This window comes from Frankia sp. CeCAU1, assembly GCF_977971845.1.
In genome coordinates, this window is record NZ_CDWWXA010000057.1 from 1 (window position 1) to 12,982 (window position 12,982).

18 protein-coding genes are annotated in these 12,982 nt (G+C 71.7%); 5 read left to right on the forward strand and 13 right to left on the reverse strand.

Going from position 1 to position 12,982, the window contains the following annotated elements; all coding sequences use genetic code 11:
- Positions 1-147 precede the first annotated feature (147 nt).
- From AC08OO_RS12045 to AC08OO_RS12055, 3 genes are all read left to right on the forward strand, one after another.
- Complete coding sequence (locus AC08OO_RS12045) at positions 148-339, forward strand: hypothetical protein (RefSeq protein ID WP_476618513.1); 192 nt, start codon at positions 148-150, stop codon at positions 337-339.
- Positions 340-570: 231 nt separating this feature from the next.
- A complete protein-coding gene (locus tag AC08OO_RS12050) occupies positions 571-873 on the forward strand; it encodes a hypothetical protein (RefSeq protein ID WP_476610354.1) in 303 nt (100 codons plus the stop codon).
- Complete coding sequence (locus AC08OO_RS12055; protein ID WP_476607767.1) at positions 870-1,313, forward strand: hypothetical protein; 444 nt, start codon at positions 870-872, stop codon at positions 1,311-1,313. The genes AC08OO_RS12050 and AC08OO_RS12055 overlap by 4 nt, the downstream gene beginning before the upstream one ends.
- A 217-nt stretch (positions 1,314-1,530) precedes the next feature.
- Here the strand turns inward: AC08OO_RS12055 and AC08OO_RS12060 are convergent, their stop codons facing one another.
- From AC08OO_RS12060 to AC08OO_RS12105, 10 genes are all read right to left on the reverse strand, one after another.
- A complete protein-coding gene (locus AC08OO_RS12060; RefSeq protein ID WP_476618514.1) occupies positions 1,531-2,769 on the reverse strand; it encodes an MFS transporter in 1,239 nt (412 codons plus the stop codon).
- Positions 2,766-3,155 (reverse strand): fluoride efflux transporter FluC, encoded by a 390-nt coding sequence (locus tag AC08OO_RS12065; RefSeq protein ID WP_011436736.1) that lies wholly within the window; start codon positions 3,153-3,155, stop codon positions 2,766-2,768. The genes AC08OO_RS12060 and AC08OO_RS12065 overlap by 4 nt, the downstream gene beginning before the upstream one ends.
- Positions 3,152-3,496 (reverse strand): DUF190 domain-containing protein, encoded by a 345-nt coding sequence (locus tag AC08OO_RS12070; RefSeq protein WP_011436737.1) that lies wholly within the window; start codon positions 3,494-3,496, stop codon positions 3,152-3,154. Before AC08OO_RS12070 ends, AC08OO_RS12065 begins: the two co-directional genes overlap by 4 nt.
- Entirely contained in the window at positions 3,496-4,017 is a 522-nt protein-coding gene (locus AC08OO_RS12075) for a fluoride efflux transporter FluC (protein ID WP_476610356.1), read from the reverse strand. Before AC08OO_RS12075 ends, AC08OO_RS12070 begins: the two co-directional genes overlap by 1 nt.
- 280 nt (positions 4,018-4,297) lie before the next feature.
- Positions 4,298-4,705, reverse strand: coding sequence for an arsenate reductase ArsC (locus AC08OO_RS12080; protein WP_035733532.1), 408 nt, complete (start codon positions 4,703-4,705; stop codon positions 4,298-4,300).
- Positions 4,706-4,740: 35 nt separating this feature from the next.
- Positions 4,741-5,526, reverse strand: a complete 786-nt coding sequence (locus AC08OO_RS12085) for an aquaporin (protein WP_011436740.1) — start codon at positions 5,524-5,526, stop codon at positions 4,741-4,743.
- 9 nt (positions 5,527-5,535) lie between these two features.
- Positions 5,536-6,057, reverse strand: coding sequence for an ArsI/CadI family heavy metal resistance metalloenzyme (locus AC08OO_RS12090; RefSeq protein WP_023840324.1), 522 nt, complete (start codon positions 6,055-6,057; stop codon positions 5,536-5,538).
- Positions 6,058-6,462: 405 nt separating this feature from the next.
- Entirely contained in the window at positions 6,463-7,905 is a 1,443-nt protein-coding gene (locus AC08OO_RS12095; protein ID WP_160172418.1) for an alpha/beta hydrolase, read from the reverse strand.
- A gap of 648 nt (positions 7,906-8,553) precedes the next feature.
- A complete protein-coding gene (locus tag AC08OO_RS12100; RefSeq protein ID WP_011436745.1) occupies positions 8,554-8,934 on the reverse strand; it encodes a PIN domain-containing protein in 381 nt (126 codons plus the stop codon).
- Positions 8,931-9,188, reverse strand: a complete 258-nt coding sequence (locus AC08OO_RS12105; protein WP_023840322.1) for a hypothetical protein — start codon at positions 9,186-9,188, stop codon at positions 8,931-8,933. The genes AC08OO_RS12100 and AC08OO_RS12105 overlap by 4 nt, the downstream gene beginning before the upstream one ends.
- A 162-nt stretch (positions 9,189-9,350) precedes the next feature.
- On the opposite strand from AC08OO_RS12105, the gene AC08OO_RS12110 reads away from it, so the two are divergent.
- Positions 9,351-9,668, forward strand: a complete 318-nt coding sequence (locus AC08OO_RS12110; RefSeq protein ID WP_198031033.1) for a hypothetical protein — start codon at positions 9,351-9,353, stop codon at positions 9,666-9,668.
- Positions 9,669-9,740: 72 nt separating this feature from the next.
- Here the strand turns inward: AC08OO_RS12110 and AC08OO_RS12115 are convergent, their stop codons facing one another.
- Both AC08OO_RS12115 and AC08OO_RS12120 read right to left on the reverse strand, forming a co-directional pair.
- Complete coding sequence (locus AC08OO_RS12115) at positions 9,741-10,100, reverse strand: type II toxin-antitoxin system PemK/MazF family toxin (protein ID WP_035913129.1); 360 nt, start codon at positions 10,098-10,100, stop codon at positions 9,741-9,743.
- On the reverse strand, positions 10,097-10,366 hold the full coding sequence (locus AC08OO_RS12120) for a hypothetical protein (RefSeq protein ID WP_035733467.1): 270 nt from the start codon (positions 10,364-10,366) through the stop codon (positions 10,097-10,099). The genes AC08OO_RS12115 and AC08OO_RS12120 overlap by 4 nt, the downstream gene beginning before the upstream one ends.
- A gap of 654 nt (positions 10,367-11,020) precedes the next feature.
- Here AC08OO_RS12120 and AC08OO_RS12125 point away from each other — a divergent pair.
- Positions 11,021-12,226: an acyltransferase family protein gene (locus AC08OO_RS12125; RefSeq protein WP_476610357.1), complete on the forward strand. Its 1,206-nt coding sequence runs from the start codon at positions 11,021-11,023 to the stop codon at positions 12,224-12,226.
- A gap of 151 nt (positions 12,227-12,377) precedes the next feature.
- Here the strand turns inward: AC08OO_RS12125 and AC08OO_RS12130 are convergent.
- Positions 12,378-12,982 (reverse strand): haloacid dehalogenase type II (locus AC08OO_RS12130; RefSeq protein ID WP_476618515.1); only part of this gene is annotated, 605 nt, incomplete at its 5' end.

A 12,982-nucleotide genomic window follows, 5' to 3' on the forward strand; every position in this document is an offset into this window, starting at 1 on the left:
CGGCGACCCTGGACTCCCGGGCCGCTGTGACCCGCTCCGCGGCCACGCCCATCACCCTGCCGGCGCTACTCGACCGCGTCGCTGCCCATGCGGCGACGTTGACCTCCGGTCTACCGGCAGGACAGTCTCGCCGGGTCGATCCGCCGGATGGCGCATCATCTTGCCCACCGGGACCTGCATCCCACCCCCCGGGCCCGCGGTGGGGGCGAACGGTGCGCAGGCCAGGCCGAGGTCGGGGCCGACTCGGTCGTCCACCTCCTGGGCCGTGTCGCCGGTTTCGACGTGTCCGACCTGCACTTCCCCCGGTTCCGGACACGACGACGATCATCGCCGCGTTGACCCCGATTCTCACAGCCGCCCGCCCAGCGCTGGCCGCGGCGACCGGCGCCTCCCCCGCCGCGATCCGCGAGCAGATCCGCGCCGCCCAGAACCTGGCCGAACAAGCCATGGTCCTTGCCTCCGCCGAACCCGCGGCCGTCGAGGCGGCCGCACCGCTCCCACCGCACAGCCCACCCGCGCCAACGGGCACGCTGGACTCCAACAGCCCTACCGACACCGTGGGAGGCCCCGATGCCCGCAGCCCTCTCCCCGCTGGCCCGCCAGCTCCGTCAAGAGATCCAGGCCTGGCTCGACGCGAACGACCCGCAGATAGCAGCGGAGCTGGCCGGGCATCCGTACGGGACGCCGATCCTGGACCGGGCGGCGATCGCGGCCGCGAACAGTCTGCGCCGTGGCGAGAAGATACAGCAGGCCCCGGACCTGGCCGACCCGGCGAAGGGCGACCTGTCCTATCTACTGGAGGGGATGGACGCCCCGGGGGCGCTGCGCCCGGCGGTGGTAGCGAACCTGGCCGGGGACCAGGGCTTCTGGTGACGCGCAAGCACCTCGTCAGCACAGCAGCGAGCGCTGCACTTGCCGCCGGGCTGGCCCTGACCGGCGCAGCACCGGCCCGGGCAACTACCGCCCACGTCGCCCGCAGCGTGGCCACTCCCGACTCCCGCGCCTCCTACCGGCTGTGGACCCAGCGCGGATACGGGTACGCCGACGTTACCAAGACCTGGTCTGCCCAAAAGGGCTACCCGGGCTTCTACCATGGCACCGTCTCAGGCTGGGTCTACCATTACCACGCTCCCGCCAACCGCAAGGTCGCGGTACAGGTAAGCGCCGACGGCCGTGTTTTTCCCCCGGATGGCGCGACATCGAGCTACCGGTACTTCTCCGTCAAGTACGCCTACACCAAGCGGGTTCTGGTCCGCGCCTGCCTGTACCGCTCCGGCGCCAAGGGCGTGTCCTTCTGCGGCCCCTGGAAGTGACCAGCGGGCATTCCCCGTTGGCCGCCGTGTTGGCCGCCGTCAACTCCGCGCTCCGCGCGTCCTGCGACGCGCTGCCCGCGGCCAGGTGCGCGATCCACACCGGCCCGGTGAACCCGGGACGGGACGCCCGGGCGTGGAGTGGGTAGGACTGTTGGGGTGGACGGGCGGGCCTCGCGTCCTCCTGCCCGACGATTAGCGTTAGCGTCGTTGTGCCTGCTCAGGGGCGGATGCGCCGGCTGGCCGCAAGGAGCGCCAGCGCCGCGACCTGCACGGCGGCGGTGACGGCGATGAGGGCGGGGATGGACAGGTCGTAGAGCGCGCCGGCCAACGCGCCGCCGGCGGCGGTGGTCGCGCCGACCACGCCGGCGAAGACGCCGTAGGCGCTGGCCCGGCGGGCGGGCGGGACGAGGTCGGCGACGGTGGCCCGCAGGGTGGATTCCTGCACGCCGATGGCCGCTCCCCACACCAGCGTCCCGGCGACGGCCAGCGCGGGGGTGTTGGTGAACGCCAGCGCCGGGACGGCGGCGGCCAGCGGCGGCAGCACGGCGAGCACACCGGGGCCGTGGCGGTCGTAGGCCCAGCCGGTCGCGAGCGCGGCGAGGGCGTCGACGCCCATGGCCGCGGCGTACACTACAGGCACCGCGGCCACCGGCAGCAGGCCACGGGTGACCGCGTGGAAGGACAACACGCCGAACGTCGCCAGCCCGGTGGTGGTCGCGGCCGTGAACCCGGCATACGTCCAGAACGCCCGGGGTAGTCGGGCCCGGGGCGCGGCGGCCGGGGCCGGGCCGGTACGGGGGACGGGCACGGCCGGCGGCTCGTCCGGCTCGTAGCCGGCCGGGTCGGGCACGCGGGCCCGCAGCCAGAGCAGAACAGCAAGGACGCCCAGGCCGGGCAGGGCCAGGACGCCGAGCGCCGGGCCGTAGCCGGCGCCGGAGGCGAGCACCGCGGCGACGAGCAGCGGCCCGGCCAGCGCGCCGAGCTGGTCCATCGCCTCGTGCACGGCGAACCCGCGGCCCCGGCCGGTGGCGGCGGTCGCGTGGGAGAGCAGTGCGTCCTTGGCCGGGCTGCGAACCGCCTTCCCGACCCGTTCGGCGATCACCAACAGGCCGGCCGCCCACAGCACGCCGGTCACGCCGAGCAGGGGCACGGCGGCGACGGTCAGCGTGTAACCGGCGATCGTCCACGCCCAGAACCGGCCGGTGCGCTCCGCCAGCGGCCCGCAGACCAGCCGGGGCAGCAGCGCCGCGGCCTCGCCCACCCCGGTGACGACACCGACCACGACCGCCGACGCTCCGAGGGAGGCCAACAGCGGCCCGGTGACCGACCGGGCGCCTTCGTAGACGACGTCCGCCAGCATGCTGACCACGCCGAAGACCAGGACAAACCGCCGCGGCCGTAGCCTGACCGCGGCGGCGGGCGCTGTGCTCGTGCCGCCGTGCGCCGGTCGGATCACCCCCACACCGCCCGCGCCAGGGCCGCGCCGAGAGCGGCGGCGCCGAACGCGGCGAGCACACTGCCGGCGACGTTGGCCGCGGCCAGCAGCCGGGCGCCGTCCTCGGCCAGCCGCAGCGTTTCGTAGGAGAACGTCGAGTAGGTGCTCAACGCCCCGCACAGCCCGGTCCCCACCAGCGACACCACCTGCTCCGACGCCACCCACGCCGGCGGCGCGCCCGCGCCCGCGGCGCCGGCGACCAGGCCGAGGAGCAGACTGGCCGTGACGTTGACGGTGAACGTACCCCAGGGAAAGACCGTGTCGTGTCGGGTCTGCACCGCCCGGTCGGTCAGATAGCGCAGCGGCGCACCGGCCGCGGCCCCGGCGATCACCAGCAGCCAGTTCACCGACTCGCCTCCCGGCCGACGTAGCGGATCACTTCGACCTCGTCGAGGATGACCAGCCCCTCGGTGACGAGTTCATCGAGTTGCGGGAGGAAGGCCCGTACCCGTTGCTCGTCATCGACGATGACCACCGCCACCGGCAGGTCCTCGCTCAGCGACAGCAGCCGGGCGGTGTGCACGATCGAGGATGCGCCGAACCCCTCCACGCCCCGGAACACGCTCGCCCCGGCCAGCCCGGCGCGGTGCGCCCGGTGCACGATCTCGCTGGCCAGCGGCCGGTGATGCCACACGTCGCTCTCCCCGACGAACACCGTCAGCCGCAACGCCCGGCCGCTCAACCTCATCACGCCCGCCTTCCCGCGACCCGTCGCGTCCTCGCCACGAACCATCGCATCGCAGCCGCCGCCGCCCACACCGCGCCCAGCGCGGCGAGGACGCTCAGCACCAGGTACGCCAGTGCCAGCCCGGTCCGCCCGCCGTCCACCAGCCGCTGCGCGTCGAGCGCATACGTGGAGAAGGTGGTGAACCCGCCCAGCACCCCGGTGCCCAGGAACGGGCGGACCAGCGGATGCACCGTCCGCACGTCGGTGATCAGCACCATCAGCACACCGATCGCCGCGCAACCGGCCGTGTTCACCGCCCAGGTGGTCCACGGGAACGTGCCCGGCATCGTCGGCCACACCAGCGACGCCCCGTACCGGGCACATGCCCCCACCGCCCCACCGGCCGATATCACCGCCAGCAGCAGGACCGCGACCGGCGCGTGACGAAGCTGCCGGCGCCGCACCGGGACAGGCCCATCACCATCAGGGCTGGTGCCATCAGGGTCGGTCGGTGCACCGACCGTCTGCTCGGTGTCGTCCACGCCCGCCCCCTACCTGCGCGACACCCGGGCCAGCCAGGCATGACTTGTCACAGGTAGGGACCGTTGGCGGCGCGCTGCCGCGGTTCGGGTCCGGCGGGCCCCACCGCCGCGCGGTGACCGAAAGCCGCCGCCGTCACACCATACCGGCTTCACTGCCACCGGTTCACCGCCACCGGTTCACCGCCACCGGTTCACCGCTACCGCCGGACGTCGTCAGCCCCCACCAGGATGCCGGCAGCCGCCAGGCCGGGCGGGTGCCGGCCTGCCCGGCCTGGCGTGCTCAGGCGGCAGGCAGGAGTTCCCCGATGAGTTTTTCGACGCGGGCGCGGATGTCGTCGCGGATGGGTCGGACGGCGTCGAGATCCTGGCCGGCGGGGTCGTCGAGTGCCCAGTCCTCGTAGCGGATGCCGGGGAAGACGGGGCAGGTGTCGCCGCAGCCCATGGTGATGACGACGTCAGAGGCCTCGACGGCGTCAACGGTGAGGATTTTCGGGGTTTCGGCGGTGATGTCGATGCCGACCTCGGCCATCGCGGCGGCGGCGACGGGGTTGATCCGGTCGGCGGGTATGGAGCCGGCAGAGCGGACCTCGATCTTCCCGGCGGCGAGACGGGTCAGCCAGCCGGCGGCCATCTGGGAACGGCCGGCGTTGTGGACGCAGACGAACAGCACCGAGGGCTTCGCAGACACGACGGTGTCCTTTCCGGTCGGGTTGCCCAGGTCGATCACGAGACACCTCCAGGAAGACGTGAAGGGGCGGCGCCGTTGGGTGCCACGGCGCTGTCCGGGTGGGTGAGCAGCACCCCGGCGGCCTGCGCCGGGCCGGCGGGAGTCGGCGGGTAGAGCAGCCGCACCAGCCCGTAGCCGACCGCGCCGCCCACCGCCTGGGCGGCGATGAACGCGGGCACCGAGGCGGGGGCGATCCCGGCGAAGGTGTCGGAGAACATCCGCCCGATGCTGATCGCCGGATTCGCGAAGCTGGTGGAACTGGTGAACCAGTAGGCCGCGCCGATGTAGGCGCCGACCGCGGCCGGTGCCCGCTCACCCCGCCCGGACCGCACCAGCGCGAAGATCAGCAGGATGAGGCCGGCGGTCGCGACGACCTCGGCGAGCAGATGCGCCCCGGACGCCCGGTGATGCGTGGAGATCGACACCGCCGACCGGTCGAATATCAGGTTCGCCAGCACCGCCCCGGCGACGCAGCCGAGGATCTGGGCGGGCAGGTAGGCGACGGCGTCCCGCCACGACAGCCCCCCAAACGCGGCGTCAACCACCGTGACCACCGGGTTGACATGCGCCCCGGACACCGGCCCAACCATCAGAATGATCGCGTAGAGGCCGGCGGCGGTCGCCGCGGCGTTCTCGACCAGCTGCAGGCCTGTCTGGTCCGGGCTGAGCTGCGCCGCGGCGATCCCCGACCCGACAACCAACGCGGCGAGCAGCATGGCGCCCAGCGCTTCGGCGGCCAACCGCCGCACCAGCGGCGGCCGGCCCTCCCCGTTGTCTGTCACCGTTCGCTCTCAGTGACCGGTGCCGGCGGTGGCCGGCTCGATCGTCACCGCCGGCACCGTGGGAGCGCACACCGGCCCACAGCCACACGCCGACCCGGGAGCACCCCCGGCCCCCGGTTCCACGGTGCGCAGCTGCGGGCCCGCGCCCTCGGCGATATCGGCGAGCACCGTGTAGATCTCCCACGGCGCACCGTCCGGATCATCCACCCACACCTTGTCCTGCAGCGCGTAGCAGCAGGCGGTGTTCTCCTCCACCGCCGTCACCAGCCCCGCCTCCCGCAGCCGGCTGGCGGCGGCCGAGACCTCCTGCGAGGTCTCGATCTCCACCCCGAGATGGTTCAACGCCCCCGCCACCCCCGCGCCGCGGGCGTCCGGGTTCTCGATCAGCACCAGCTTCAACGGCGGCACGTCGACGGCGAAGTTCGCATATCCCGCCCGCCGCTTCGCCGGCCCGACCCCGAACAGCGTCGTGTAGAACTCCACCGCCGCGTCCACGTCCGAGACGTTCAACGCCAACTGCACCCTGGCCATCCAGCCCACCCCTTACATCGACACCCATCTATGTTCTTGCGGGCCGAGGATGACCGCAAACATAGACGTCTGTCAATGGCTGGGGCATGTCGGCGGCACGGCGACCGCCTCCCCACCGGCGGGCCTCCCGGTCGTCGACCCGGTCATCACCCCCGCGGCGGCCGGCCCGCCCGGTCTCGCCGGGAGGATCTTCGCGTGCCGCGCTCCACTCGCCCGCGCCCCGCTGTGCGCCGACCGGGGCCGGCGACCGTTACGCCGGCCCGCGCACCGGCGAAGTCGTCGCCTTTCCGGATAATCCTCACGGTGAGCCTGAATCGCAAAGGCCATGAATCGCAAAGGCCCTGAATCACGAAGACGCTGAATCGCGCAGACGCTGAATCGCGCAGACCGAGAGAAGACCGAGACTCAAGAGCCCGCCGCTGTCGGGACGTCAGGGCAGATCGTACCGCGCTTCGGGAGTATCAGGTCGACCAGGTAACGCTCGACAGCCTGGCGGACGCAGCCACTGTCCTGGAAGTAGGCGGTGTGCGTGTAGGAGCGCCATGTCAACAGCACGCTGTTGGCGAGTTGACGGGCGAGGGACACAGCCCCGGAGTAGGGCGTTGCCGGGTCGCCGGTGCTGCCGACGAGGAGAATCGGCGCAGCGCCGGTGGCGTGGAACGGTCCGGTGTAGCGGGAGGCAGCCTTAACCGGCCAGACCACACAGGCAAGGGCACCGAGACCAGAAAGCAAGCCGAAATGGGGACTCTCGCGGTTGAGTTCGTCAGCAAGTCGCTGGTAGGCGCCCACGGTCGGGAAGACCTTGTCGGCGCAGGTGATGGCCGTATGCGCGGCGATGGCCGTATGCGCGACATCGGCGCTGGTGGAGGTGCTGTACGGCAAGGGGAGGATGGCCCCGATCGGGTCCTGCGCTGCGAAGGAGAGCAGCTTGGAGCCGTCGTTGTTGTCGTCGGCCAGTGCCAATGCTTCCGCGAGCCGCGGCCACATGGCATGGGAGTACAGCGCGGACCGGACCCCGATCATGGCGGTCACCCAGTTGAGCGTGCGGGCGGCGCCGGTGTCCTTACCGCCGGCCGGGATCGGCTTCTCGATGAGCCGTTCGACCAGGCGGTCGAAGGCGCCGGCCGGGTCGCCGTGGCCGAAGCCACAGTTGGGCCGGGCCTTGCAGTCGGCGAGGAATGCGCCCAGCGCGGTCTCGAAGCCCTGCGCCATTCGGCGTAGGTCCTCCTGCGGTTGGTTCATCCACACGTTCGGATCTTCTACGCCGTCCAGCACCAGCGCCCGGATCCGGGTCGGGAACATGCTGGCGTAGGTGGCGCCCAGCACGGTGCCGTAGGATCCCCCGTAAGAGGTGATCTTGTCCTCGCCGAGCGCGGCTCGCAGCAGATCGAGATCCCGGGCCGCGGCCTCGGTCGACAGGTACGGCAGTTCAGCACCGCTGAACCGTACACAGCCCTGCGCCCACTGACGCCTGTCGTCAACCAGCTCCTGGTACACGTCGTCATCCTCACTCCCAGCGCGGGAAGCGCGGGAGTCGATCGCGAACGGGGAGGTGGCGGCCGGCGGATCATTATCCTGCCCGCTGCTGCAACGGACCGGCGCGCTCCCACCGACACCCCGCTGGTCGAACCCGACGATGTCGAAACGGTCGCGCAACGACGCGCCGAAGAAGCCCAGCCAGTCGCGGATGAACCCGACTCCCGACTGGCCCGGCCCACCGGCCAGCATCACCAGCGAGCCGATCCGCCGGTGTGGCTGGCGAGCCGGAGCACGGATCAACGCCAGGTTGATCGTGCCTGCGGCAGGCCTGGCGTGGTCCAACGGAACGGGCAGAGTCGCGCACTCCAACCCGTTCTCACACGGTTTCCAGGTTAGCTTTGTCCGGGTGGCCGCGGCGGCGGACCCAGACAAGCCCGACCCTGATATACCGGTCAGCAGCGGCAGGCTTACCGCAAGCACGGCAGCAAGGAATGGGCGTGGTATACGGGCTGATCGGGACGGGCGCATCTGGCCTCCGCTCTCCGGTTCGGTCGAGTGCGTGGCGCTTGCGCCCACCTGCCAGCATGAGCATGCATATAGGCCTCGTTCCAGGAACTCGCCCTCACCCGGCCGGGTGGCGTCAGCGAGCTTTACCGCCGGAAATGTCGCGCAGCCCGTACCCGAGGTAGGTGAGCGAGCGTCTGCCGAACCCTCCCGGCTCCCCTTTTCGTCTTCTCGCCGTGACGGCGGCGGCCACGACCCGCCCGCGGGCGCCAAGACGGGTGTTGGCCGCGGTGGAGCCGCCGGGCCGGTGTGCTGCCCCGTCCCCTCGTTACCGTCGCACGGCATGCCGTCGGGTGCGACCGGGGATTGACACATCGTGGTTCCTCACCAGCTCACCCTGGCCTGGCGCCGTGACGATCGGCGCTAGATCGTGACCGACTGCCACTCCCGCGGCCCTCACGGACCCGGCCGAGGCGACATCCGTCGTGCTCGCCCCATCCGGGCCGGACCAGCTCACGGGCGGAGATCCAACAGGCGCACCGGCTGACCCGCCCACCGGTCCGGCGCCGCCGTCGCGATCACCGCGCCCTCGGGACGCTCCGGGGCGGGCTCGGCCGCGTACCGCACGTGCGCCGGCGCCCACCCGGTATCACGGGCCACCGCGAGCGCGGCCGCCAGGTCCAGCTCCACGATCGTCACCGCGGGCAGCGCGGCGATGTGCTCGGCGGTCCCCGGCCGGGCCCGGTCCGCCTCCACCAGCGCACACGCCGGCGCGTACAGAAAGTGCCCCGGCCCGGTGTGAGCGCGTTGGATCAGCCGGGAGGCCAGCACGTTGCCGTAGCCGGCCGAGACCATCGCGGTCTCGTCCAGCACCACATGCAGCGCGTCGCTCACCGTCCCAACGCCCGTGCCAGCCGCCGGTCCAGCTCGGCGTCGGCCTGCGCGGCCTCCTCCTCCGTCGGGTCGTAACCACTCCACTCCCGCAGCACCGCCCGCGCCCGCTCGGCGCGCTCAGCCCGCTCCGCTGGCGTCAGCAGCGTGCTCGCCAACCGGGCCAGATACGCCCGCAACGACAGCCCCTCCGCCGCCGCCACCTCAGCCAGCCGATCCCGCGCCTCCGCCGGAATCCGCACATTCGCATCCGCCATGGACAGCCTCCTTCATGGACAGCCTCCTTTCACCTACCCCACAGGATACGGGTACGTTCGCGTACCCGTATCGAATCCCGGCTACCTGGTAGCGGCGGCCAGCCAGATCAGGGGCGCAGAACTGCCGGCCCGGCCAGCATTTTCGCTGTGATGATCGCGTTGGTGACGACAGTGAGGCAGCGGGCCTGGTCGGTCTGCTGCTCGGGCCCGGAAAGCCGCTACCCTCAAGGCCGTTATCCTCTGCTGCAACCGACCGGAGCGGGGGAAACGATCTTCACCTACGAGTTCGCCACGGTGGAATGGTTGTGGGACCAGGGGTCCATCCGGGTCAACATGCCCCGGGGTAAGGAGCGGATGTTCCCCGGCAGCTACGACGAGCTGGTCACGGTACTGTCCGACCTCGGCGGCCAGGGCTGGGACGTGGCCACGTGCGCGGCCACCGGGAACTGGCTGTTCTGGACGCTGCGGCGGCAACGCTGATGTCGGGCTGAATGGGACGGGGGTTGACGTGGCGAACCTGCGCGGCTCGCCAGCCGTGCCCGCGGCGGCGGGTCAGCAGAAGGCGACCATCTCGCGTAGCCACTCGCCCAGCTTGGCGATTTCGGTGGCCGACGCGGTGCCCAGCGGTGTGGACCGGGTGAACCGTTGGGTGGATACCGCCGTGATCTCCTCGGTGCGTGCCCAGCTCGGCCGGTCCAGGCCGGACTCGGGCGAGTCGATGCGCACGTGATGGTCCAGGCCCCGGTCCCGCGCGGTCAGGGGCACCACGAGGGCCATGTCGATCGGGAACCGGCAGTGCGTCGCCGAGCCGACCACCACGGCCGGGCGCGGGCCGCCCTGCTCGTGCCCGATCGGCTGACCGAAGTCCACCAGCCACACCTGCCAGGACGCGAGGCTCAGCGCCCGGCTCACCGGTGGTACTCCGGATACTCCTCACGTGCATCCGGCAGGCCGTCGCCGGCCGCGTCGTCGGTCAGCCGCGCCTCGGCCCGGTAGCTGGCCCACTCCTCGGGGTCGGCGCGCAGCTCCTCGTACCGCCGCATGATGCGGCTGATCTTGTGTTCCTTGACCAGGCGCCGGACCGCCTCGCCCAGCGGCACGCCATGGAAGTCCCGCTCGGCGATCTCCGCCAGTTCGTCGCGTAGCCCGCTGTCCAGCTGCATAGATGTCGTAGCCATACACTCCAGTGTGGCACGTGCTATGGACCAAGCTATGGCCATGGGTCGAGCTGCGGCCGTAGACCGACTCGGTCATGGTCAAGGACGCTGGCCGCTTCGTGCTGTGGGTCGCCCATGTCGCCCGTGCTCGGCGCGATGGTGCCTACGGGGCTCGATGCCCGGCCGCAGGTCCCCGGCCGCACCAGCCTGATCGGGCACGGTTCGGATCGCCGTTCCCCGCGCCGGACATACGCTCGGACGAACGTTGACGTCGTCAAGCGTCGCCCGCGCCCGACCGGCCGATGCGCACCCGGCCGGCATCCCGGGTGACGTGCACCTGCCCTGACCAGCCACGTGCCCTGACCAGCCACGTGCCCTGACCAGCGGACCGGCTTCGGACAGAACGACGTATCGAGCTCCTGACCCGGGGAGGGACGGGACCGCCGGCAGGACCACGCGGCACAGGGAAACGGTGGTCCGATCGGAACACGTCACCGGATATTGCTTTCGCAATGACACACACGGTAAACACTGCCCTTACGTTAGGGTTGAATGGTGTCGGTGCGTGACGAGCGCCCGCGAGGCGGGCGATCGAGCAGCGTCACCGGCGCCGGATGCCCACGGAAAACGGATGTCCGGTGGGAAAGGAACGTCCGGAGGAAGGGACCACACCGCATGACCGATCAGCACCCACCGTTCGCCAGGTCTCCCCGCCGGGTCCCCCACCAGCGAAGCCCCACAGCGGAGCCGATACCCGTACCCACACCCAGGGCCGGCACGCTGGCCGCGGCCTTCGATCCTCACCGCAACAACCTCAACGCGCTGCGTCTCATCCTGGCCGGCGCGGTGCTCGTGTCCCACTCATGGCTGTTCGTCCGGGGAGAACCGGACCCGTTGACACGTCTGCCCGGTGCCCCCGACCTCGGCACGTTCGCCGTGGACGGCTTCTTCCTCCTCAGCGGCTTCCTGATCATCCGTAGCCACCTGCGGGCACCATCCACCGCCCGTTTCCTCTGGCACCGGTTCCTGCGGGTCGTGCCCGCCTTCTGGGTCTGCCTCGCGCTGACCGCCGTCGCGATCGGTCCACTGCTGTGGCGCCTGAACCGGGGCACCACCGCCGGCTACCCCTGGACCGGCCATGACTCGGCGGTCCGCTACCTGCTCGTCAACGCGGCGCTGAAGATGAACCAGTTCAACATCGGCGACCTACGCGCCGGGCAGGCCGTGGACGGCCCCCTGCACACCCTGTTCTTCGAAGCGCTGTGCTACCTGATGGTCGGCGTTTTCGGCGCGGTGGGGATCCTGCGCCGCCGCCGCGGGCTCGTCCTCACCCTCGCCGTCGGCGGGTGGCTGCTTGCCGTCGGCGGGGCGCTCCTCGGCGCCAACCGGCTCACCGACTCCCACATCCTGAAGTACACGGCCGTCTTCCTCATCGGGGCGGCGATGTTCCTCTACGCCGACCGCATCCCGCGCAGCCGGGCCCTACTCATCGCCGCCGCCGCCCTGCTCGCCGCGGGCCTGCTCATCCCCCACGCCTACCGGCCCCTTGCCCTGGCCCCGCTGGCCTACCTGCTGCTGTACGCCGGAACCGGACGGGGGCTGTCGCGGGTGGGGGCGCGCCGCGATCTGTCCTACGGCATCTACGTCTACGCCTGGCCGCTGCAACTGCTCCTGCTCGAAGCCGGGGTCGATACGGGTATCGGTACGGGTGCCGTCGTCGTGCACATCGCGGCCTCCCTCGCCGTCACCTCCCTCGCCGCCCTCGCAAGCTGGTATGCCATCGAAGCACCCGCCCTTGCGCTGAAATCCTGGCAACCGCCGTCGCCAAGACGTTCGACGGACGCGGGTGCGGCGCACCTGTTCGTCCCGCGGAGCCGTTGACCCCCCGCAAAGGCCGACGCAACGCCCTACCCCACAGATGGATCTTCTAAGTGGCAGATCGTCCGGCTCCCCACGAAACAGACGGGCCGGTGTGCCCGGCCACCCGACCCGGTACGGCCACGGTGCGGCCACCTCGACGTCTCGGGACTGATCAGTAACCCGCGGAGTCACCATCCAGCACCAGGGTGGCCAGGGCGTCGAGATCGGCGGCCAGCCAGGTCGGCAGCGGCTCCCCGGGTAACGGCCGGCGGCCGGGGCGGGCCACGAAGCCGGTGCGCATCCCGGCGGCGCGTGCTCCGGCGATGTCCCAGCCGTGCGCGGCCACCATCGCAGCCTCCGCCGGTGCGACCCCCAGCGCGCCGGTCACCTGGTGGTAGGGCGCCGCGGCGGGCTTGAGCCGGCCGGCCTGCTCGGCGGAGAAGATCGCCTCGAAGGCGTCCGCCAGGCCGGCGTTCGTCAGCTGCGCGCGAGCCGCCGCCAGCGGCCCGTTGGTGAGCGCGACCAGGCGGTGCCCGCCGGCGCCCAGCCGGGCCAGCGCGCCGGGTACGTCGGGGTGCGCGGGCAGCCGGCGCATGCCCGCGAGGACGGCCTCCCGTTCGGCCGACCCGACGGTGCGGCCGTGCGCCTCCGCGACGGCGCCAACGCAGTCGGCCGCGATCCCGAAGAAGTCTCGGTAGCCGCCGGCGGCGGTGACCGTGAGCACGGTGTGGATCGCCAGGTCGAACCATTCGCCGCAGGCGGCGGCCGACCCGGTCA